The following is a 21,024-nucleotide window of genomic DNA, read 5'->3' on the forward strand; positions in this document are numbered from 1 at the left end:
AAAAGGAGCCGCACTATAACGGTTGCAACAAAACTGAACGGGGGCTGAATGTAAGCGAATATTACCCGACTTCCACCCCTTACCCTTGCCATGACTGGGGTGAGAGGAATTTGGCTGTCATGATTTGTAATGGTTTGGCCGGTTTTTTAGCCTTTTTGACGACCAAATGCCTGAATGCCGCGCACCAGTACCAGCCAGCCGAGCAGGTGGAATGGCAGAGCCAGCAGATAGAGCAGCAGAAAGTGTGACTCGTTGCCGCTGCAGTTGATGAAATCAATCCAGGCGGCCAGCAGCGCCAGCATGCCGGCGATCTGGAAGCGGCGGCGCAGCACCACCTCGACCCCGAGATTGGCGAGGTAGAGGGTGAGCAGGATACCGCCAAAGCCGGTGAGCTGGGCAGTGCCGTAGAGCTCGCGATCCGGGTGGAACAGCAGGGTGACGAGAGGGGTCATGCCCTGATCCAGCGGGATCAGGGCCAGCAGCCAGCATGCAATCAGAAGCAGGGCTGTTTTCATCGCGGCCTCAGTCGGCAGACGGTGCCGGTTTGACCAGAGAGAGGTAGTTGGCATCCATCTTGAGGAATACCCCCAGCAGACGGGCACTGGCGCCGTAGAAGCCAAACCGGTCGGCGGTGCGACAGGCGCTCTCGAACTTGTCAAACCAGCCCAGCAGGTGGCCGTGCAGCAGCGCTTCCTGCTCGTCGAGCCAGCGTTCCCGCTCGGCCGCGCTCTTTGCTTCCGCCGCGCGGATGATGAGATTGCCCATCAGATCCAGCTCGATGGCCAAGTGGTCGGCAGGCTCTTTGTATTTGTCGCTGACATTGATGCCGAGGCGATCGAGGCGGGCCTGCATCTCGGCCATCGGGGCTTGCATCAGCAACTTGGCATCGCCGCGGTAGAGCGATTCGTAGGGCAGGGCGCCCTGCTTGGGATCCACCAGAAACAGACCGGCGAAGTCGGCGGCCAGTTCCAGCTGGCGATCCGGGCGCACCAGCAGGCGAGCGATGGCCTCGTTGAGTTCGGCCACGGCCTCGCGCATCGGATCCAGGGTCGAGAGGCTTTTCAGGAAGCTTCGCACATCATAGGTGTCATATTCGGCGATCTGCTCATCACTGAGTTCGGCGGCGAACAGGGTGGAGAACCACCAGTAGAGTTCGGCCCGGCGTTCGCTGGTAGCCATAAATTCCTGCATTTTTCCTCCGTGGATGGCAATCGGGAGCCTTGATGGCTCCCGATTCTAACGACTTTAAAAATAAAGGAAACTCAAGGGGGCGCTTTCGTCCCCTTGGGGTCAGAGTGCCGGGAACATGGGGTCGATGCCCTTGGCTGATTCCGGCGCGCCGAAGGCAGTGACGGCAGGTACCTGCCCGCGGAACTTCTCGATCTCCACCAGTGCGGTATGGGCCGTGGTGGCCTGCGCCAGGCTGGAGGAGCCGATGTCGGCGGTCAGCACGTTGGGGTCACCATAGGTACAGAGCGTCCCCACCTTGCCACCCTCTTGCGGCCCATACCAGGCTCCTTCCTGAATGCGCACCACGCCGCGGGCGTAATCATCGCTCACCACCAGACCGGCCAATACCTGACCGCGTCCGTTGAACACCCGCACCAGATCGCCGTCCTTGAGGCCACGGGATTTGGCATCCTGCGGATTCATATAGACAGGCTCGCGACCCTGTACCGTGTAAGTGGCGCGGTAGTTGTCGGAGGAGCAGAGCTGGCTGTGCAGCCGCTTGTCCGGGTGGCAGGATTGCAGGTGAAGCGGGTACTGTTTGCTGCCCGGCCCGCCGTGGGAGCGCTCGTAGGGCTCGATCCAGACCGGATGGCCCGGGCAATCCCCATAGCCGTAGTCGGCGATGGTCTTGGAGTAGATCTCGATAAGGCCAGATGGGGTACCCAGTGGCTCCAGATCCGGCTCCTGACGGAACGACTCGTGGCGCACCCAGGGTTGGCCCGCCGGGAAGGTGACGAAGCCTTCGCCGTGCCAGAACTGGCTGAAACGGGGCAGTCGAATGCCGATGCCGCGACCCTGCAGGCGGGCGTCGTCATAGATGCTCTGGATCCACTCCAGCTTGCTCTTGCCGCCGGTGAATTCGGCCTCGCGACCGAAGCGACGGCAGAGATCGGCAAAGATGTCGTAGTCATCGCGCGCCTCGAACAGCGGCTCCACCACCTTGTACATGGCCAGAATGCCGGCGTTGGAGTGGGAGCCCCACTGCTCGATGTCATCGCGCTCATAGGTGGTGGTGGCGGGCAGCACGATGTCGGCGAAGCGGCAGCTGGCAGTCCACTGGTGATCGATGCTGACCACGGTTTCCAGCTTGCGCCAGGCGGCGACCATCTTGTTGCGATCCTGCTGGTGGTGGAACGGGTTGTTGCCACAGAACACCGCCATCTTCATGTGGGGGTAGGTAATAGTCTGGCCGTTGAAGGCGATCTGCTTGCCCGGATTGAGGATGCAGTCGACGAAACGGGCCACCGGAATGAATTTGGAGTAGCCCTTCCAGTCGCCGTCATGGTGCGGTTTGACCCCGGGAATGACCGAGCTGAAACCGGACATGATGGGGCCGCTGGAGGTGATGGTGCCCGCTCCGTTGTAGTGCCAGCCAAAGCCGTAACCGCCCCCCGGCAGGCCGATCTGGCCAATCATCGAGGCCAGTACCACCAGCATCCAGGCGTACTGCTCGCCGTGGTGCATGCGCTGGACACACCAGCCGCCGATAAGCTGGGTACGGCCGCTGCTCATGGCGCGGGCCAGCTCGCGGATGGTCTCGGCTGGTACGCCACAGATGGCGGCGGCCCACTCGGCATCCTTCACCTGACCATCGCTGGTGCCCAGCAGGTAGGGCAGGAACTTGTCAAAGCCGGTGGTGTAGTTCTTCAGGAACGCCTCATCGTGGCGCTTCTCGCTGTAGAGGGTGTGGGCGATGCCCAGCATCAGCGGCACGTCGGTCTGCGGATTCAGGGTCACCTGATCGCAATTGAGGTACTTCTGGGTCTTGGATTTGACCGGATCGACACTGATCACTCGGATCTCGCCCTTGGCCACCTTCTCTTTCAGCTGCGCCCAGTAGTCGTAGACGCTGTGATCCGGCACCAGCCAGCCCACCTGCAAGTTCTTGATGGGATCGGAGCCCCAGATAACGATGGTCTTGCTGTGCTCCAGCACCAGCTGCCAGGAGGTCTGCTGCTCGTACACCTCCATGGCCCCTGCCACGTGGGGCAGGATCACCTGGGCGGCACCGGTGGAGTAGTCACCGGCCTTGGCCAGATAGGTGCCGTGCAGGTTCATGGCACGCCCCAGCATGGCGCCAGCGGAGTGCAGCTTGCCCACCGACTGCCAGCCGGAGTGACCGGCATAGAGGGCGCTCGGGCCATAGGTCTTCTGCACCCGTTCCAGCTCGTGATAGAAAAAATCGAGCGCCTGTGACCAGGTCACCCGCACAAAGCGGTTCTGGCCGCGTTCGCTGGTGTCGGACTGGTGGCCCTTGCGCAGCCAGTCCAGTCGCACCATGGGGTAGCGGATGCGGGAGGGGTTGTAGACCACTTCACTCAAGGCCTTGAGCATGTCTGTGGGGTGCTTGTCGTGCTCGAACGGCAGGGTCTCGACCCAGCGGCCATCGACCACCCGGGCACGGAAGGCGCCCCAGTGGGAGCCGGACTGCACTAGCTTGTCGCCGGACTCGGCGGCCATCACGGCGCGACCGAGCAGGGAGGGGCCGATCAGGGCAGAGGCACCGCTGGCCAGCAAGCCACCCAGAAAACCACGACGGGAAATATTGATCATCTTGTTATTCCTCTCTCGGATCCGGAACTCGAATCCGGAATTAGTGGCTGCCCTGACCACCGGTGTCGGCGGCATGGTTTTGCAGGTATTTGAGTAGGGTGCGTTCCTCTTCCTTGCTCAGGCGATAGTAGGCAGACATCGCCTTGAGTCCCGAAATCCAGCCGTTGGCAGTGAAGTGAGCGGGATCCGGCGCGCCGTGGCAGGAGTTGCAGGTGGATTTGTACATCTCGCCGGCGTAATCCCAGATCGGCTTGAGTGAGGACTCAAAGCCCTTGCCATCGACCCAGGCCTGTACCTGAACCTGTTCCCACTTGATATGGGTAGCGCTGTCGGTCTCCTGTTTGAGGAGTTTCTCGCTCGTTTTCAGCTCGTCACGGACGGTGGCGACGAAGACCCGCTTGCCCATGTATTCGCTTAGCACCCGGCCCTTGCCGTCGCTCTCGCGCCACCCTTCGATGGTCACCTTGAGGCGATCGCCGCTGCGGGCCACTACCTCGATGCGGGAGGCGGGCAGCAGCTTGCCGACCGGTTCGTTGCTCTGTTCGCTGGCGTAGAGATCTTTTTCACCCAGGTTGTAGAGGGTCTCGGCGGCCGGTGCCTGTTGCGCGTCGTTGGCCAGGGTGGCGTAAGTGGCCCGGAAGCCGCCCGCCATGTTGGGCAGTTCGTGGGCGATGCCCTTGTGGCACTCGATGCAGTTCATGTTCTTCGCCGCCGCATCTTTCATCGCCAGCGCTGCCGCCGGGGACTGCTTGGCATGATCCATGTTGTCGTAGCTGTGGCAGGACTTGCAGGTCTTGGAGTTCTGGCTGCTCATCCGTGCCCACACCTTCTCGGCCAGATGCAGGCGCCGGTCCTCGAACTTCTCCTGGGTGTCGATGCTGTGGCCTATGTACTCCTGATAGAGGTCGTTGGCCGCCTCCATCTTGCGGGCCACCTTGCCGACAAAGTCCTTCGGCTGGTGACAGTCGGTACAGACCGCCTGTACCCCTGAGGCATTCTTGAAGTGGATGGACTCCTTGTACTCCGGATAGACGGTGTCTTTCATGGAGTGGCAGGAGATACAGAATTCGAGGCTGCTGGTTTTCTCAAAGCCGTAGTGCAGGCCGACGGTGCCCGCGAGGGTGACGCCGACGCCCACCAGAAGCAGCGCCAGTACCGACCAGCGACGGCTGGGAGTGCGCAGGAAGTGCCACAGTTTTTTCATCATGCTCTCTCACATCACTTTTTTGATGGGGGCCATGATAGGGAGGCGTTGTGAACAGGGCTGCCGCCACAAATTAATGAAATAGGGGTATTTATGACAAAATGTGAATAGAATAATCCTCCCTTGTCGACCATCGTGAACCCTGCCCATGAGCTACCACATTCTGGTTGTTGAAGATGATGCGGTGACCCGCGAGAAGCTGACCGGCTATTTCGAGCGGGAGGGCTATCGGGTGACGGCGGTCGAAAACGGCCAGGAGATGCGCGCCGTGCTGGCGGAGCAGACGGTTGATCTGGTGATGCTGGATATCAACCTGCCGGGGGAAGATGGTCTGCTGTTGACCCGTGAACTGCGGGCGCGCAGCACGGTGGGGATCATTCTGGTCACCGGCCGCAGCGATGCGGTGGACAAGATTGTCGGCCTCGAGATGGGGGCTGACGACTATGTCACCAAGCCGTTCGAGCTGCGGGAGTTGCTGGTGCGGGTCAAGAACCTGCTGTGGCGGATCTCGTTGGCCGCCGCCCCGAGTGAACCCGAGACGACCGACGATGCGGTGCGCTTTGGCCCCTGGCGTTTTGACATTCCCCGCCGCCAGCTCAGCAAGGACGGGGTGCCGGTGCGTCTGACCAAGGCCGAATATGAAGTGCTGGTGGCCTTTGTCGCCCATGCCGGACGGGTACTCAGCCGGGAGCGGATCCTCACCCTCATCAGCCATCGCGGCGATGGCCCGAGCGATCGCACCATCGACGTGTTGATCCGGCGGCTGCGCGGCAAGATGGAAGCAGATCCCCGGGATCCCCAGTTGTTTGTCACCGTCCATGGTGAAGGCTATCTGTTTGCTGGCGAGATAGCCTCCTGACTCCGTTGCGGTGGCCTTGACCTGTTTGACCGGGTATCAGACCGACGGGCGGGTATCAAATTGCGGGCAGTCGTCGCCAATCTGGTGCCAGGGGGCCTTGGAGCCGACAAAGATGTGAAATGCGGGCCGCTGGCTCGGCACATCGTCCAGTACCCCCAACCGCAGATTGATCTTGCCGCTGCTGCTCTTCTGACTGAACAGGCTGGAGCCGCAGTGACCACAGAAGGCCAGGGTGGTCTCTGCCGATTTCCGGTAGTGGCTGATGGCCTCTGCCCCCTTTACGATGGTGACCTTGTCGCCATCCAGTCCGCCGACCGAGGCATAATCTCCCCCTGAAAACTTGCGGCATTCGCTGCAGTGGCAGTTCCCCATATAGTCGAACTGATCCGGCAGGGTCAGGGCGACGGCGCCGCATAGGCAGCTGGCATGTAACTCTTTCATCTCTTCTCCTTGAGTGTGCTAATCGGATTTTGGACGGCTATTCGACCCGATAGACGGGACGAAAAGCGCCATCCGAGAGGGAATCGGCGGGATCAGCCAGTGGTGCAGACAGCGTCAGAATGGGTGGCCCCATCACCCGCGGGCACTGCTCGGCATTGGCATCAGGGTGTTGCAGCAGGCAGACTGCCTGAGCGACAGCAAGGCGCCCCTGCAACCGCATCTGGTCGCTGTTGGCGGCGAGGATCTTGCCCCGGCGCAGGCCCCGCTGTACCCCGTGGCTGAAGTAGGTGCTCAGCACCTGGGGCCGGTCGAGATGGCGCTGCGCCAGCTCGTTTACCGCCACTTCGGCGGCGATGGCGCCTCCCACCAGATAGTCGAGGTCGGGATAGCGGGCCAGCGTCTGCTGCACCAGCGTGCGCTGGATTTCCCGGCTGTTGTCGCCGCGCTCGGTGGTGACCAGCTTGATGGCGCTCCCCTTGATGGCGTCGGCAAAGCCCGGCTCCACGAAGTTGTTGCCGCCGCTTGCCTGCGGGCCGGGGAAGAGGGCGACCGAGACCGGCTCGCTGCCAGCGGGGTGGCGCTGCGCCAGCCAGTGGCCGATTTGCCAGCCCATCTGGTACCAGGAGACCCCCACCTTGGCCTGCACCAGACCAGTGGGCAGATCGTTGACCAGTCCAAAGACCGGCAGCGGTGTGGCCTTGATTGCCTCGCGCAAGCCCTGATAGCTCACCGCGCCGAGCAAGATGGCGTCGCTCCCTTCCTGCACGCAGCGCTGCAACTGCTGGCGCTGCTCGGCGAGGGCGCCATAGCCCCCCGCTTCGTGGATCTGCAACTTGACTCCCAGCCGCTTCGCCTCGTCCATCATGCCCTGATTGACCGAGAGCCAGTAGGCGTCGCGCAGATGGGGATAGAGGGCGCAGAGGGTCAGAGGTTTGGTCGCGGCGGCGGGTTCCGGCCACTGCTGGCGCAGCGACTGGCCGCTGAATTCGCCGCCGGGCCAGAGATCGACCGCAAAGGCGAGGGCGGCGCGAGGAAGCGCGAGCAACCACATTAGCAACAGCAGGGAGAGATAGACGCTTCGCATGGTCAGGGGTTTTGTTAAAGTGTTGAGCCATATTATCCGGTCAAAGCCGACCACAACCAAGGGGCTTCCCGTGAGAATCTTTTCCGGCTTGGGTGGCAAGTTGTTGCTGGCCTTCTCCCTGATGGCGTTGCTGACCCTGAGTGCCTCCTTGTTGGGCTGGGTGGGGCTTAGCCATCTGCGCCAGCTTGAGCAAGGGGTGCAGCAGACTCTGGCCGATCAGGAGCTGGCCCGCACGCTCTCTCGCCTCAGCGGCGAGATCCAGAGCGCGTCGAGGCTATTGGCTACCGCAACCAGCGAGCAGGAGCGGGAGCATCAGGGACGCCTGCTCACCCTGCAGGGGCAACAGCTGCAGCAGGTGCTGGCGCAACTTGGCCGTGGGCAGGGTTCAACAAGCCTCGATCAGCTCAGTCAGAGCATCATCGGTAATCTGGGTCAGCAGGGCTGGCTGGTGGGAGAGCGCCTGACCCTGATGGCGCAGGGGGAGGCGCAGCGGGCCCGTCTGGTGGCGGCGGCCGGGCAGATCGCCGAGCTGGCGCGTAGTCAGATGGAGAACGCCGAAACCGTGATGGTGGCGGGATTGGGTTCTCTCTACCAACAGCAAGGTACGCAGGCGGCCCGGACGCTGGATCGCTTGCTGGAGCAGGATCTCGACTGGCTGGAGCAGATGACCGAGTTGCGTCATCGCACTTTGATGCAGCAGCAGCGCATCGAGGAGATGTGGCGCAGCGAACGGCAGGAACAATTGCAAACGCTATTGGAAGAAGGGCTGCGGGAGCTGGCCATCTTGCAACTGCGGGCCGGGGCGGTGACCGATCCTGCCCGCCGTCAGGCGGTGGAGCAGGCGCTGACCGTGCTGGCGCAGAGCGACAAGCTGGTGCAACTGCGCAGCGACTGGCTCGGCAAGGGGGAGGCGCTGCGGGTGCTGGCCAATGCCAACGAAGCCTTGATGAGCAGCCTCAACCAGCAGGTCGGTGAGCTGGTCAGCCGTGCCCGCGATTCGCTGGGGCAGAGCCAGCAGGCGTTAAGTCAGCGTCTCAGGCTGCTGGAGCAGGCGCTGATGGGTATTGGCCTGCTCACCCTGCTACTGCTGATGCTGTTGATGTGGCGCATGGTCTACGGCCGGATCGTCTGGCCGCTGCAACGGGCGGTGGCGGGGATGAGCCGCTTGGCGCGCGGGGATCTGGCCCCCCTTGAGCCGATCGCCAGTGCCGGGCGCGATGAGCTGGCAGAGCTGGGCCGGGCCCTGCGGGTGTTTCGTGACAATGCGGTGGAGCTGGGCCGTTATCAGCGCGAGTTGGAGTCGCGGGTCGAGGATCGCACCGGCCAGCTCAGCCACGCCAACGAGCGGCTCAACGAAGAGGTGGAGAAGCAGCGGCAGGCTCGCGCCGAGGCAGAGCAGGCCAACCGGGCCAAGTCGGTGTTTCTCGCCACCATGAGCCACGAGATCCGCACCCCCATGAACGGCATTCTGGGCGGTCTGACGCTGCTGGAAGATACCCACCTCAGCGATACCCAGCAGCGCTATCTGGCCGCCATCGAGCACAGCGGCGAATCCCTGCTGGAGATCCTCAACGACATTCTCGACTACTCCAAGATAGAGGCGGGCCATGTGGAGGCGCGCCGCGAGCCCTTCCCCCTGTTCCAGCTGGTGGATGAGCTGAGCGCGCTGCTGCGGCCAAAGGCGACGGCCAAGGGGGTCACCCTGGCGCTGGAATATGCGCCCGGGCTGGCGCCTGTGGTCGAGGGGGATCTGGGCAAGCTGCGCCAGGTGCTCGGCAATTTACTTGGCAATGCGGTCAAGTTTATCGCCCGTGGCCAGATTACCCTGACGGTGGCACCCCTTGTCTGTCAGGGTCCTTGCGCCGAACCCTGCATCCGCTTCGTGGTGCGCGATACCGGCCCCGGCATTCCGGCCGATGAGCAGGAGGCGGTGTTCGAGGCGTTTCGCCAGCGCCAGCCAGATGTGGGCCATCAGGGCGGCACCGGGCTGGGACTGGCGATCAGCCGCAAGCTGGTGGCCGCCATGGGGGGTGAGCTTATCCTTCTCAGCGAACCGGGCAAGGGGTGTGAATTCAGCTTCAGTTTGCCGTTGCAGCGCTCGAGCACCCAGCTGCCTGCCGAGGCACAACCGCTGCACCTTGGCCAGTCCCGCGACATCCTGCTGGTGGAGGATAACGAGATCAACCGGCTGGTGGCGCACGGCATGCTGACCCGCCTCGGCCATCGCGTCACCCTGGCGGAGGATGGTCGCAGCGCGCTGGCGCTGGTGACCGAACGTCCCTTTGAGCTGGCGCTGCTCGATATCAACCTGCCCGACATGGACGGGATGACCCTGCGCGAGGATCTGGCTGCCATCAGTGAGGAGGTGCATGAGCGGCCGTTGCCCGCCATCGCCATCTCGGCCCAGATGTATCCGGAGGATATCCGTCACTGCCTCGCCGCCGGGTTTGTCGATTTTGTTGGCAAGCCGGTGCGGCTGGCGGTGCTGGCGAACGCCATCGATCAGCTGTTTCGGCAAGAAGGGGCCTCTATCGAGCCGCAGGTGCAGTTATCAGTAGCCGTGCCCCCAACTAACCAGCCCGAGTGGACCAATCCGGTGCTTGACGCCGATCTGCCTCTGCTCGGCATGGCGCGGATCCGCCAGCTGGTCGCGCTGTTTGAGTCGCAAGGGCGGGTGTTGGTGGATAAGTTGGCTCAGGGGGAGGGGAGTGAGCAACGTCAGCTGGCGCACAAGCTCAAGGGGAGTGCGCTGGCGCTGGGGTTGACCGAATTTGCCAGCCATTGCGCGGCTCTTGAGGCGGGAGGCGGTGAGCCTGCGGCAATCGGAGCGCAATTTGAAGCGGCGGTGAGCGGGTTGCAGCAGTGGCTGGCGGCCAACAGGGATGCGCAGCCCTGATCCCTGCTTGCTATGTACAACGTTCAGAGGTGGTGGCCAGCCCCTGCGCCGTTATTCTATTTCGCGAAACAGCACCTGCTTGCACTTGGCGCAGACCCATTCCCGGCGAAAATCGGTCAGGTGCACCATGCCCACCTCCAGCAACTCGTGGTGGCCGCAGTGGTGACAGAAGATGATATCGCCATCGACCGCTTCCGGGTGGGCCGCCAGATATTCGGCTTTGGTGGGGAGCTGATCCCACGAAGTGGTAGAAACATGTTTGCGCTGGCTGGTGTAGTAGACCCAGTAGAACAGAAAAAAGACAGCCAGGATCACGAATGTCAGCAGATGGTCCATCTTGAACTCCTCCGGTCAGATGTCGCCCTTCGGGTGGGTGGCGGCAATCAGCTCCATCATCATTAAATTTGTTTCGAATGAATATGTTACAGGATGGATCACGACGGCGTTGTGATCCCCTTCGGGTTTTGCCCGCCCAACCGCGGGATGAAAAATGTCTCTTTTGGCGAAGGGGCCAGGGTATTGAACGGGGAGGGAATCTTGTTTTTTACAACATAAATTCAACATTTTTTTAGGTGGTTGGACTGTCTCTTTGATCCAGCTCACGTTACAATGCCCACGCCCACTTCACCTAACGCGCAAACGATTTTCAGGAGAGAAACGGATGTTGAAACGTGACATGACCATCGCCAATTATGATCCGCAATTGTGGCAGGCCATCACAGACGAAACCCGTCGTCAGGAAGAGCATATCGAGCTGATTGCGTCTGAGAACTACACCAGCCCCCGCGTCATGGAAGCCCAGGGCTCCCAGTTGACCAACAAGTACGCCGAAGGCTATCCGGCCAAGCGTTACTACGGTGGTTGCGAGTATGTGGATGTGGTCGAAACCCTGGCCATCGAGCGCGCCAAAGAGCTGTTCGGTGCCACTTACGCCAACGTGCAGCCGCACTCCGGCTCCCAGGCCAACAGCGCCGTTTACATGGCGCTGCTGCAACCGGGCGATACCGTGCTGGGCATGAACCTGGCCCATGGCGGTCACTTGACCCACGGCTCTCCGGTCAACTTCTCCGGCAAGCTTTACAACATCATTCCTTACGGTATCGATGAGTCCGGCAAGATTGACTACGACGAGATGGAGCGTCTGGCCATTGAGCACAAGCCGAAGATGATGATCGGTGGCTTCTCCGCTTACTCCGGTATCGTTGATTGGGCTCGCATGCGCGAAATCGCCGACAAGATCGGTGCCTACCTGTTCGTCGACATGGCCCACGTAGCTGGTCTGATTGCCGCTGGCGTCTACCCGAACCCGGTTCCCCACGCTCACGTGGTCACCTCCACCACCCACAAGACCCTGGCCGGTCCGCGCGGTGGCCTGATCCTCTCCGCCGCCGACGACGAGGAGCTCTACAAGAAGCTCAACTCCGCCGTCTTCCCGGGTGGTCAGGGTGGCCCGCTGATGCACGTCATCGCCGGCAAAGCCGTTGCCTTCAAAGAGGCGCTGGAGCCCGAGTTCAAGACCTATCAGGCTCAGGTCGTGAAAAACGCCAAGGCGATGGCTGCGACCTTTATCGAGCGCGGTTACAAGATCGTCTCCGGCGGTACCGACAACCATCTGATGCTGGTTGACCTGATCGGCCGCGAGCTTACCGGTAAGGATGCTGACGCTGCGCTGGGCAAAGCCAACATCACCGTCAACAAGAACTCCGTGCCCAACGACCCGCGCTCCCCGTTCGTCACCTCCGGTGTGCGGATTGGTACCCCGGCTATCACCCGCCGCGGTTTCAAGGAAGCCGAGTCCATCCAGCTGACCCACTGGATCTGTGACGTACTGGACAACCACGACAACGATGCCGTGCTGGCCACCGTGCGCGAGAAGGTGCTGGATATCTGCCGCCGCTTCCCGGTTTATGGCTGATAAGCCGGATAGTTCTGTTTGAGATCAATGCCACCCTCGGGTGGCATTGTTTTTTCTGGCTTTTACCGGTTTTGGATGGCCGTGCTACACTGGCCGACCTAGATCCTGGCCCGGTGGGCCGGTCCTGTTCTATTAACGCCGGAGGTCCGATGCATTGCCCATTCTGTAGTGCGGTTGATACCAAGGTGATCGATTCCCGCTTGGTGGCAGAAGGCCATCAGGTGCGCCGCCGTCGTGAGTGTCTGCTCTGTCACGAGCGTTTTACCACCTTCGAGATGGCCGAACTGGTGATGCCCCGCGTCATCAAGTCCAACGGCTCCCGCGAGCCGTTCAATGAAGACAAGCTGCGCGCCGGCATTCTGCGGGCGCTGGAGAAGCGGCCGGTGAGCATGGAGGCCATCGAAAAGGCGGTCAACCATATCAAATCCCGCCTGCGTGCCACCGGTGAGCGCGAAGTCGCCTCCGAGCTGGTGGGCAATCTGGTGATGGATGAGCTCAAGAGTCTGGACAAGGTGGCCTATATCCGCTTTGCCTCCGTCTATCGCAGCTTTGAAGATATCCGCGAGTTCGGTGAAGAGATCGCCAAATTGGAGAAATGATGGTATCGGACGGGCAAGTGGATATCCGCTTCGCCCCTCTCTACCTCAGGACACGCAGATATTCGCGAGTTCGGCGAAGAGCTTGCCAAGCTGGAGAAGTAAACCTCCATGCTCACCCATGTTGCCGCGTCCGATTACGCTGCGCTAATCGAACCTACGATACTGCGTAAAGTTGAGATGTGTTGTCAAAGGAGCCCGAATGTTTAGTCAAGATGATTTCCAATGGATGAGTCGGGCCCTCGAACTGGCCCGCCGCGGCCGTTACACCACGGCCCCCAATCCCTGCGTCGGCGCCGTGCTGGTGAAAGATGGCGTGGTGGTTGGCGAAGGGTGGCATCAGAAGGCGGGTGAGCCCCATGCCGAGGTCTATGCCCTGCGAGCCGCCGGTGACAACGCCCGTGGCGCCACCGCCTATGTGACCCTCGAACCCTGCTCCCACCACGGTCGTACTCCCCCCTGTGCCGAGGCGCTGATCAAGGCCGGTGTGGCCCGGGTGGTGGCGGCCATGGTTGATCCCAACCCCGAGGTGGGTGGGCGTGGCCTGCGGATGCTCTCCGAAGCGGGTATCAAGACCGATTTCGGCCTGCTGGCGAGTGAAGCCGAAGCGCTCAACCCGGGCTTTTTCAAGCGGATGCGTACCGCCTTCCCGCGGGTGACGGTCAAGCTGGGGGCCAGCCTCGATGGCCGCACCGCCATGGCGAGCGGCGAGAGTCAGTGGATCACCTCCCCCGATGCGCGCCGCGACGTGCAGCGGCTGCGGGCCCGTCACGATGCGGTGCTCTCCAGCGCCGAGACCGTGCTGGCTGACGGCGCCTCCCTGACCGTGCGCTGGGACGAGTTGCCCCCCTCGGTCAAGGCGAGCTATCCCAAGGAGACCCTGCGCCAGCCGCTGCGGGTCATCGTCGATTCGCAAAACCGGCTCACCCCCGATCTGCCGCTGTTCCAGAGCGAGAGCCCAGTGCTGCTGGCTCGCCACAAGGCATCCGGCGAGTGGCCTGCGTGGGTGCAGCAGCTGGAGCTACCACTGCTGGATGGCAAGCTGGATCTGGTCAGCCTCTTCATGTTGCTGGCCAAGCAGAACGTCAACTCGGTACTCGTCGAGGCGGGGCCACGGCTGTGCGGCGCTCTACTGGATAAGGGGTTGGTGGATGAGCTGGTGCTCTATCAGGCGCCCAAACTGATGGGGGATGAGGGGCGTGGCCTGTTCCATCTGCCCGGTCTGACCCGCTTGTTCCAGGCGCCCAAGCTCAACATCAAGGATGTGCGCATGGTCGGCCAGGATATTCGTATTACCGCCAAAATAGCCTGATTTATCAATGTTAAAGGGGGCATAATCTGCCTCCGTCATCAGCAAGGTGATCTGCATGTTTACCGGAATTATCGAAGCGGTGGGAACCCTGGCCGAACTGCGCCGTCAGGGCGATGACATGGCTCTTACCGTCCATGCACCGGGCCTGGATTTTAGCGACGTCAAGCTGGGCGACTCCATCGCCACCAACGGCGTCTGCCTCACCGTGGTTGCTCTTGGTGATAAGAGCTATACCGCCGACGTGTCGCTGGAAACCCTGTCGCGCACCGGCTTTGCCGCCGCCAAGGTGGGCGATCGGGTCAATCTCGAGAAGGCGCTGATGCCCACCTCCCGCCTCGGCGGCCATCTGGTCTCCGGCCACGTGGACGGGGTCGGGGAAGTGAAAAACGTCTCCAGCAGCGGCCGCGCCATCGAGTACTGGATCAAGGCGCCGGGCGAGCTCTCCCGCTATATCGCCGAGAAGGGCTCCATTGCGGTGGATGGCATCAGCCTCACCGTCAACTCAGTGCAGGGCGACCTTTTCCGCCTGACGATCGTGCCCCACACCGCGCAGGAGACCACCATCGCCAGTTGGAAGCCGGGCCACAAGGTCAACCTCGAGGTGGATCAGATCGCCCGCTATCTGGAGCGGCTGATGATGGGAAAAAGTCAGGAGAGCAGTGCCTCGACCCTGACCATGGAGACGCTGGCCAAGGCCGGTTTTCTCTGACTGTGTGCGCTAAATTCGGCCACCAAAACGATTTTCTGTGATCCCGCTCTGATTGAAATGGGGCCGCTCGCCCCAATCTAGAGCAACATACACTCGCATTTGCGTTGAGCCTGCTGGCTCAACCCCCAAGCACACTGATGGAGTAGCCCATGGCGCTGAGCACAACCCAGGAAATCATTGCCGATATCAAGGCTGGCAAGATGGTGATCCTGATGGATGACGAAGACAGGGAGAACGAAGGCGACCTCATCATGGCCGCCTCCTGCGTCCGTCCTGAGGATATCAACTTCATGGCCCGCTACGGCCGTGGCCTCATCTGCCTGACGCTGACCCGGGATCGCTGCAAGCAGCTGGCGCTGCCGCTGATGGTGGATCGCAACAATGCCCAGTTCTCCACCGCCTTCACCGTGACCATCGAAGCGGCCGAAGGGGTGACCACTGGTATCTCCGCCGCCGATCGCGCGGTGACCGTGCAAGCGGCAGTGGCGCCCAATGCCAAGGCGGCCGATCTGGTGCAGCCGGGCCACATCTTCCCGCTGATGGCGCAGGATGGCGGCGTGCTGACCCGTGCTGGCCACACCGAAGCGGGCTGCGATCTGGCTCGGCTGGCCGGTTACGAGGCGGCCTCCGTCATCGTCGAGATCCTCAACGAAGATGGCACCATGGCGCGCCGTCCGGATTTGGAGGTGTTCGCCGAGCAGCACGGCATCAAGCTCGGCACCATCGCCGACCTTATCGAGTACCGCAACCAGCACGAGACCACGGTCGAGAAAGTGGCCGAGTGCAAGCTGCCCACCGAGTTTGGCGAGTTTGACCTCATCACCTTCCGCGACACCATCGACAATCAGGTTCACTTCGCCCTGAAAAAGGGTGAGGTACAGGCCGATCAGCCGACGCTGGTGCGGGTGCACCTGCACGATGTGCTGAGCGATCTGCTGCTGACCGACCGTCATGCCGCCCGCAGCTGGCCGCTGCCCAAATCTATGGCCCGCATCGCCAGCGAAGGCGGGGTGCTGGTGATTTTGGGGGCGGAATCCCATGGCGAGGAGCTGCTGGCCCGGGTCAAGGGCTTTGAGGCCGCCGACAAGGGGCTGGCACCGGAAGGGGCCAAGTGGCAGGGCACCTCGCGCCGGGTTGGTGTGGGCTCCCAGATCCTCAAGGCGCTCGGCGTGAGCAAGATGCGCCTATTGAGCTCGCCGAAGAAGTACCATGCCCTCGGTGGTTTCGGGCTGGAAGTAGTGGAATACGTCGGCGAGTAAAGGACTCAAGGTTCTACCAGAGAAGTACCATCCCCTTCCGGGTTGTTTCGATCTGGAAGTGGGTGAGTACGTTGGAGAGTAAAGTTCCACCAGAGACGTACCATCCCCTTCCGGGCGGTTTCGGTCTGGAAGTAGTGGAATACATCGGCGAGTAAGCGCGCCGGACTGGTTAAATCGCGATCATGGCTGTCTATTGCGGCCATGGTTTTTGTCGTGGGTCTGTTGTGCTAGAATGTGCGCACTTTTGACTCCGGCCCTTTTGATTGCACAGATACAGGATTTCCAATGAAGGTTATCGAAGGAAATATCGCCGCTCCTGAGGCGCGCGTTGCTATTGTTGTTGCCCGTTTCAACAGCTTCATCAACGACAGTCTGGTGAACGGTGCGGTGGACGTACTGAAGCGTCAAGGTCAAGTGCAGGACAGCAACCTGACACTGGTAAAAGTGCCGGGCGCGGTTGAAATGCCATTGGTCATCAAGAAGCTGGCCAAGAGTGGTCAATACGACGCCATCGTGGCGGTCGGTACAGTCATCCGTGGCGGCACCTACCACTTCGACCTGGTGGCAAACGAGAACAGCAAGGGAATGGCTCAGGTAATGATGGAATATGAAATTCCCGTTGCCTTCGGGGTGCTGACCACTGAAAACATTGAACAAGCCATCGAGCGTGCAGGTACCAAGGCGGGTAACAAGGGTGCAGAGGCTGCACTGGCAGCGCTCGAAATGATCAACGTCCTGAAAGAACTGGACGTGTAACGAGGAGAAGTACATTGAAACCGTCTGAGCGCCGTAAAGCCCGCCATTGCGCCACCCAGGCCATCTACCAGTGGCAGATGACCAAGGCTAACGTGGGTGACATCGAAGAGCAGTTCAAGATCGATCAGGACACCAAGGGTGTAGACCTGAGCTATTTCCGCGATCTGCTGTTCGGGGTAGCCCTCCACTGCAACGAGCTGGACAAGGTGTTTGCACCTTACCTCTCCCGTCCGCTGGAAGAAGTGGACATGGTGGACAAGGCGATCCTGCGTCTGGCGACCTATGAGCTGACCCGTCGTGATGATGTGCCGCCGCGCGTGGTCATCAACGAAGCGATCGAGCTGGCCAAAGCCTTCGCCGCCGATGACAGCCACAAGTTTGTCAACGGTGTACTGGACAAGGTGATCAAGTCGCTGAACAAGCGTTGATCCTGCTGTCCGTCAGCATCTAAGAGAGGAGCCAGCTTATTGCTGGCTTTTTACTGTATGGGTGAATTTGAGCTGATTGATAAGTACTTCAAGGTTCCCCACGCCCGCAAGGACGTGGTGATGGGCCCTGGAGATGACTGTGCCCTGCTGACCCTGCCCCCCGATACCCAACTGGCAGTGAGCACCGACACCCTGGTGAGCGGCGTACACTTCTTTCCCGACATGGATCCGGTGGATCTCGGCTACAAGGCGCTGGCGGTCAATCTCTCCGATCTCGCTGCGATGGGGGCCGAGCCGCGCTGGGTGTCGCTGGCGCTGACCCTGCCTGCCATCAACGAAGGCTGGGTCGCCGGTTTTGCCGAAGGGTTTCTGGAGCTGGCCGAGTATTACAACGTCGCGCTGGTGGGCGGGGATATGACCCGCGGGCCGCTCTCCATCACCATCTCGGTGAAGGGCTCGGTGCCTGCCGGACGTGCTCTGATGCGCAGCGGTGCCAAAGCGGGTGACGGCATCTATGTCACCGGCACTCTGGGGGATGCCGCGCTGGCACTCTCTCATCTGCTGGGCAAACGCACCCTCAACGAGAACCAGCTGGCGGCCGTGCTGCCACGGCTCGACCACCCCCATCCCCGCATTCTGGCCGGACAGGCGCTGCGCGGGCTGGCGGGTAGTGCGCTGGATCTCTCCGACGGTCTGGCATCGGACCTCGTCCATATCCTCAAGGCCTCCGGCGTGCGGGCCCAGATCGATCTCGATCTGCTGCCGCTCTCGCCGGTGCTGCAGGATGCGGTGAGCGAGCAGGAGGCGTGGCAACTGGCGCTGGCCGGTGGCGATGACTACGAGCTCTGCTTTACCGTGCCGGAAGAGCATCGCGGCGCGCTGGATACAGCGCTGGCCCACAGCGGGGTCAAGTTCAGCCGCATCGGCCGCATCGTGGCGGGCGAGCCCGGCATCGACTACCTGCGCGGTGAACAAGCGGTGGCGTTGCAACTGAAAGGGTGGGATCACTTCGCATGAGCCTGTTCACGATAAAACCCGAGCTGAAACGACTGGATCTGAAAAATCCGCTTCATTTTTTAGCGGTGGGGTTTGGTTCCGGTCTCAGCCCCAAGGCGCCGGGCACCATGGGTACGTTGGCGGCCATTCCGCTCTACCTGCTGGTGAGCGGGCTGCCGACCCACTGGTTCATCGCCTTGCTGGCGGTGGGGTTTGTGGTGGGGATCCGTATCTGCCAGAGCGCCACCGATGCCATCGGTATGCCGGATCATGGCGCCATCGTCTGGGACGAGGTGATCGGTTTTGGCGTCACCATGATCGCCGCGCCAGCCGGTTGGGAGTGGGTGGTGGCGGGCTTCGCGCTGTTCCGGCTGTTTGATGTGCTCAAACCCTGGCCCATCTCCTGGTTTGATCGCCGCATTCACGGCGGATTCGGCATCATGCTGGACGATCTGATCGCCGGCTTGTTCGCCCTGTTTTGTATGCAATTACTGGCGTTCTGGCTCGGCTGAATGCCCCCTTCCGGGGGATGACCGTTCTGGCATCCCCCGATTTATCTCTGCTTAATTTTCATTCATCGGCATATGCTGCCGTTTATCATCCATTTCACATAAATATTCACTACTCATTCGGGGCTTGTGATCGTTTTCGAAATAGTGATAAATGCTGCTTGTTGCGTTGTTGTTGAAATTAAAGTAATGATACCAATAGATGTACGGATGTACCGGCCATTTGTGTGATGAAAGTCATCATTTAACGCTGCCGAATTGGTGGTTATCTGCACAAAACATTGCGGAATTGTATAACTCAATCATTTACACCCGTGGTCAAACCGTCTAAGTTACTCGCGGGTTATTCCAAAAAAATGCAAAAAACCCGCCCGGATCGCTGGTTTCGCTGCCTCATGGATTGAGCAAATATTGCCCAAGGTAACAACCGGCATCTGCGGCTGATTTACGGACGAATTATTTGGGACGGATGTCCCCCGCAGAGGTAAACATGTCCTTGCTCGAAGTAAAGAACTTGCGGATCGAGTACCCCTCCCGCTACGGGGTGCTGGCCGCGGTGAAGGATCTCTCTTTCTCTATCGAAAAGGGTGAGATTGTCGGGGTGGTCGGTGAATCCGGCGCCGGCAAGTCCACCATCGGCAACGCCGTCATCGATCTGCTGAGCCCGCCGGGTCGCATCGCCCGTGGCGATATCTATCTCAATGGCGAGCTCATCTCCGGCAAGAGCCAGAACGAGATGCGGGCCATTCGTGGCTCCCGTATCGGGTTCATCTTCCAGGATCCCATGACCTCCCTCAACCCGCTGTTCACCGTTGAGCATCAGCTGGTCGAGACCATTCTGGCCAATACCAAGCTCTCCCGCGAGGCGGCCTTTGCCAAGGCGCTGGAGCTGATGGGGGCGGTGGGTATTCCGCAGCCGGAGCTGCGTATCAAACAGTATCCGCACCAATTCTCCGGCGGCATGCGTCAGCGGGTGGTCATCGCCATCGCCCTGTCGTGCGATCCGGAGCTGATCATCGCCGATGAGCCGACCACGGCGCTGGACGTCTCCATTCAGGATCAGATCCTCCAGCTTATCCGCGCCCTCTGCAAAGAGCGTCAGGTGGGCTGCATGCTGGTGACCCACGACATGGGCGTGGTCTCCAACGTCACCGACAAGGTGGCGGTGATGTATCGCGGCGATCTGGTGGAGTTCGGCCTGACCGAACAGGTGCTGGGCAGCCCCAATCACCCCTATACCCGCAGCCTCATCTCGGCGGTCCCGCGCTCCGATGTGAAGCTGGTGCGTTTCCCGCTGGTCTCCTATATCGAGGATGCCAGTGCGCCGGATACCAATATCGACCTCAAGACTCACTGGCTCGGCCAGAGTCAGGACGAGCGTGCCTATGACGGGGCGCTGCTGCGGGTGGAGAACGTCGATCTGAGGTTCGTCACCAAGGACTCCATCTTCCCGAGCCGCCGCCAGTATGTGCGCGCCTGCAACAACATCAGCTTCGAGATCTTCGAAGGGGAGACCTTCGGTCTGGTGGGGGAGTCGGGCTCCGGCAAATCGACCATTGCTCGCGCCATCACCGGTCTCTATCCGCCTGATACCGGCAAGATCTTCTTCGAGGGGATCGATCTCACGGCCCTCAAGAGCGAGCGCGAGCGCCGCCCGCTGCGCCGCCAGATGCAGATGGTGTTTCAGAACCCCTATTCGTCAATGAACCCGCGGATGAAGGTGCGCGACATCATTGCCGAGCCGATCCGCTTCCACCAACTGGCGAGCAGCGAGAGCCAGATCGAGGGGATCGTCAACGATCTGCTGGATCACGTCGGTCTTGGCCGCGGTGCCGGGGTCAAGTATCCCCATGAATTCTCCGGCGGTCAGCGCCAGCGCATCTCCATTGCCCGCGCCCTGGCCACTCGGCCGCGTTTCCTCATCTGCGACGAGCCGACCTCGGCGCTGGATGTGTCGGTGCAGGCCCAGATCCTCAATCTGCTCAAGGATCTGCAGCAGGAGCTCAAGCTCACCATGCTGTTTATCAGCCACGATCTGCCGGTGATCCGCCAGATGTGCGACCGCATCGGGGTGATGCAGCACGGTCATCTGGTGGAAGTGGCCGAGACCGAGAAACTCTTTACCAATGCCGAGCATGAGTACAGCCGCAAGCTGATCTCCCTCATGCCGGAGTTCAAGGGAATGTCCCGCGAGGGGCTGGAAATCGCAAGCTAGGATAGCGCCGGTGCGCCGGTCTGCTTGTCAAAAAAAGTGTCATAAGAAAGCCAAAAGCATGG

General features: G+C 61.2%; 20 protein-coding genes. 12 read left to right on the forward strand and 8 right to left on the reverse strand.

Annotated features, from left to right (window positions below):
- Positions 1-146: 146 nt before the first annotated feature.
- The 4 genes from BSP75_RS19945 to torC all read right to left on the reverse strand — a co-directional run bounded on the left by BSP75_RS19945 (position 147) and on the right by torC (position 4,990).
- Complete coding sequence (locus tag BSP75_RS19945; protein ID WP_042658507.1) at positions 147-515, reverse strand: hypothetical protein; 369 nt, start codon at positions 513-515, stop codon at positions 147-149.
- Between the two features lie 7 nt (positions 516-522).
- Positions 523-1,191: a molecular chaperone TorD gene (gene torD / locus BSP75_RS19950; protein ID WP_075114367.1), complete on the reverse strand. Its 669-nt coding sequence runs from the start codon at positions 1,189-1,191 to the stop codon at positions 523-525.
- Between the two features lie 99 nt (positions 1,192-1,290).
- The gene (gene torA / locus BSP75_RS19955) at positions 1,291-3,783 is read right to left on the reverse strand and encodes a trimethylamine-N-oxide reductase TorA (RefSeq protein ID WP_075114368.1); all 2,493 of its coding nucleotides are present in this window, start codon (positions 3,781-3,783) and stop codon (positions 1,291-1,293) included.
- A 40-nt stretch (positions 3,784-3,823) separates the two neighbouring features.
- Positions 3,824-4,990: a pentaheme c-type cytochrome TorC gene (gene torC / locus BSP75_RS19960; RefSeq protein WP_083617266.1), complete on the reverse strand. Its 1,167-nt coding sequence runs from the start codon at positions 4,988-4,990 to the stop codon at positions 3,824-3,826.
- A 145-nt stretch (positions 4,991-5,135) separates the two neighbouring features.
- On the opposite strand from torC, the gene torR reads away from it, so the two are divergent.
- Positions 5,136-5,846, forward strand: coding sequence for a two-component system response regulator TorR (torR, locus tag BSP75_RS19965; RefSeq protein WP_075114370.1), 711 nt, complete (start codon positions 5,136-5,138; stop codon positions 5,844-5,846).
- A 36-nt stretch (positions 5,847-5,882) separates the two neighbouring features.
- Here the strand turns inward: torR and BSP75_RS19970 are convergent, their stop codons facing one another.
- Complete coding sequence (locus BSP75_RS19970) at positions 5,883-6,287, reverse strand: GFA family protein (protein ID WP_075114371.1); 405 nt, start codon at positions 6,285-6,287, stop codon at positions 5,883-5,885.
- 37 nt (positions 6,288-6,324) lie between these two features.
- Positions 6,325-7,371, reverse strand: coding sequence for a TMAO reductase system periplasmic protein TorT (gene torT, locus BSP75_RS19975; protein ID WP_075114372.1), 1,047 nt, complete (start codon positions 7,369-7,371; stop codon positions 6,325-6,327).
- Between the two features lie 70 nt (positions 7,372-7,441).
- Between torT and torS the strand changes: the two genes are divergently transcribed.
- Positions 7,442-10,267, forward strand: coding sequence for a TMAO reductase system sensor histidine kinase/response regulator TorS (gene torS / locus BSP75_RS19980; protein WP_075114373.1), 2,826 nt, complete (start codon positions 7,442-7,444; stop codon positions 10,265-10,267).
- A gap of 51 nt (positions 10,268-10,318) precedes the next feature.
- On the opposite strand, the gene BSP75_RS19985 is transcribed toward torS, so the two are convergent.
- The gene (locus tag BSP75_RS19985; protein ID WP_075114374.1) at positions 10,319-10,603 is read right to left on the reverse strand and encodes a hypothetical protein; all 285 of its coding nucleotides are present in this window, start codon (positions 10,601-10,603) and stop codon (positions 10,319-10,321) included.
- A gap of 15 nt (positions 10,604-10,618) precedes the next feature.
- The gene (locus BSP75_RS19990; RefSeq protein ID WP_148140782.1) at positions 10,619-10,870 is read right to left on the reverse strand and encodes a hypothetical protein; all 252 of its coding nucleotides are present in this window, start codon (positions 10,868-10,870) and stop codon (positions 10,619-10,621) included.
- Between the two features lie 58 nt (positions 10,871-10,928).
- On the opposite strand from BSP75_RS19990, the gene glyA reads away from it, so the two are divergent.
- The 10 genes from glyA to BSP75_RS20040 all read left to right on the forward strand — a co-directional run bounded on the left by glyA (position 10,929) and on the right by BSP75_RS20040 (position 20,962).
- Positions 10,929-12,182 carry a serine hydroxymethyltransferase gene (glyA, locus tag BSP75_RS19995; RefSeq protein WP_075114376.1) on the forward strand — a complete coding sequence of 418 codons (1,254 nt, stop codon included), beginning with the start codon at positions 10,929-10,931 and terminating at the stop codon, positions 12,180-12,182.
- A gap of 149 nt (positions 12,183-12,331) precedes the next feature.
- Positions 12,332-12,781, forward strand: a complete 450-nt coding sequence (gene nrdR / locus BSP75_RS20000) for a transcriptional regulator NrdR (protein WP_005338880.1) — start codon at positions 12,332-12,334, stop codon at positions 12,779-12,781.
- Positions 12,782-12,980: 199 nt separating this feature from the next.
- Positions 12,981-14,090 (forward strand): bifunctional diaminohydroxyphosphoribosylaminopyrimidine deaminase/5-amino-6-(5-phosphoribosylamino)uracil reductase RibD, encoded by a 1,110-nt coding sequence (gene ribD / locus BSP75_RS20005; protein ID WP_075114377.1) that lies wholly within the window; start codon positions 12,981-12,983, stop codon positions 14,088-14,090.
- 55 nt (positions 14,091-14,145) lie between these two features.
- A complete protein-coding gene (locus BSP75_RS20010; RefSeq protein ID WP_075114378.1) occupies positions 14,146-14,799 on the forward strand; it encodes a riboflavin synthase in 654 nt (217 codons plus the stop codon).
- Between the two features lie 149 nt (positions 14,800-14,948).
- Positions 14,949-16,058: a bifunctional 3,4-dihydroxy-2-butanone-4-phosphate synthase/GTP cyclohydrolase II gene (gene ribBA, locus BSP75_RS20015; RefSeq protein WP_075114379.1), complete on the forward strand. Its 1,110-nt coding sequence runs from the start codon at positions 14,949-14,951 to the stop codon at positions 16,056-16,058.
- Positions 16,059-16,343: 285 nt separating this feature from the next.
- Positions 16,344-16,814 carry a 6,7-dimethyl-8-ribityllumazine synthase gene (gene ribE, locus BSP75_RS20020; protein WP_005338866.1) on the forward strand — a complete coding sequence of 157 codons (471 nt, stop codon included), beginning with the start codon at positions 16,344-16,346 and terminating at the stop codon, positions 16,812-16,814.
- Positions 16,815-16,828: 14 nt separating this feature from the next.
- Complete coding sequence (gene nusB / locus BSP75_RS20025; protein WP_042656704.1) at positions 16,829-17,242, forward strand: transcription antitermination factor NusB; 414 nt, start codon at positions 16,829-16,831, stop codon at positions 17,240-17,242.
- A gap of 57 nt (positions 17,243-17,299) precedes the next feature.
- On the forward strand, positions 17,300-18,259 hold the full coding sequence (gene thiL, locus BSP75_RS20030; protein ID WP_075114392.1) for a thiamine-phosphate kinase: 960 nt from the start codon (positions 17,300-17,302) through the stop codon (positions 18,257-18,259).
- Positions 18,256-18,750: a phosphatidylglycerophosphatase A gene (locus BSP75_RS20035; RefSeq protein WP_075114380.1), complete on the forward strand. Its 495-nt coding sequence runs from the start codon at positions 18,256-18,258 to the stop codon at positions 18,748-18,750. Before thiL ends, BSP75_RS20035 begins: the two co-directional genes overlap by 4 nt.
- A gap of 487 nt (positions 18,751-19,237) precedes the next feature.
- Positions 19,238-20,962: an ABC transporter ATP-binding protein gene (locus BSP75_RS20040; protein ID WP_075114381.1), complete on the forward strand. Its 1,725-nt coding sequence runs from the start codon at positions 19,238-19,240 to the stop codon at positions 20,960-20,962.
- The last annotated feature ends 62 nt before the right edge of the window (positions 20,963-21,024 follow it).

Origin of the sequence: Aeromonas sp. YN13HZO-058 (assembly GCF_001921245.1) — a bacterium.
GTDB classification, from domain to species: Bacteria; Pseudomonadota; Gammaproteobacteria; order Enterobacterales; family Aeromonadaceae; genus Aeromonas; species Aeromonas allosaccharophila.

Coding starts and splice junctions, on each gene's coding strand:
- BSP75_RS19945 (WP_042658507.1), bottom strand. CDS start 515: ATGAAAACAGCCCTGCTTCTGATTGCATGCTGGCTGCTGGCCCTGATC.
- torD (WP_075114367.1), bottom strand. CDS start 1,191: ATGCAGGAATTTATGGCTACCAGCGAACGCCGGGCCGAACTCTACTGG.
- torA (WP_075114368.1), bottom strand. CDS start 3,783: ATGATCAATATTTCCCGTCGTGGTTTTCTGGGTGGCTTGCTGGCCAGC.
- torC (WP_083617266.1), bottom strand. CDS start 4,990: ATGATGAAAAAACTGTGGCACTTCCTGCGCACTCCCAGCCGTCGCTGG.
- torR (WP_075114370.1), top strand. CDS start 5,136: ATGAGCTACCACATTCTGGTTGTTGAAGATGATGCGGTGACCCGCGAG.
- BSP75_RS19970 (WP_075114371.1), bottom strand. CDS start 6,287: ATGAAAGAGTTACATGCCAGCTGCCTATGCGGCGCCGTCGCCCTGACC.
- torT (WP_075114372.1), bottom strand. CDS start 7,371: ATGCGAAGCGTCTATCTCTCCCTGCTGTTGCTAATGTGGTTGCTCGCG.
- BSP75_RS19985 (WP_075114374.1), bottom strand. CDS start 10,603: ATGGACCATCTGCTGACATTCGTGATCCTGGCTGTCTTTTTTCTGTTC.
- glyA (WP_075114376.1), top strand. CDS start 10,929: ATGTTGAAACGTGACATGACCATCGCCAATTATGATCCGCAATTGTGG.
- nrdR (WP_005338880.1), top strand. CDS start 12,332: ATGCATTGCCCATTCTGTAGTGCGGTTGATACCAAGGTGATCGATTCC.
- ribD (WP_075114377.1), top strand. CDS start 12,981: ATGTTTAGTCAAGATGATTTCCAATGGATGAGTCGGGCCCTCGAACTG.
- BSP75_RS20010 (WP_075114378.1), top strand. CDS start 14,146: ATGTTTACCGGAATTATCGAAGCGGTGGGAACCCTGGCCGAACTGCGC.
- ribBA (WP_075114379.1), top strand. CDS start 14,949: ATGGCGCTGAGCACAACCCAGGAAATCATTGCCGATATCAAGGCTGGC.
- ribE (WP_005338866.1), top strand. CDS start 16,344: ATGAAGGTTATCGAAGGAAATATCGCCGCTCCTGAGGCGCGCGTTGCT.
- thiL (WP_075114392.1), top strand. CDS start 17,300: ATGGGTGAATTTGAGCTGATTGATAAGTACTTCAAGGTTCCCCACGCC.
- BSP75_RS20035 (WP_075114380.1), top strand. CDS start 18,256: ATGAGCCTGTTCACGATAAAACCCGAGCTGAAACGACTGGATCTGAAA.
- BSP75_RS20040 (WP_075114381.1), top strand. CDS start 19,238: ATGTCCTTGCTCGAAGTAAAGAACTTGCGGATCGAGTACCCCTCCCGC.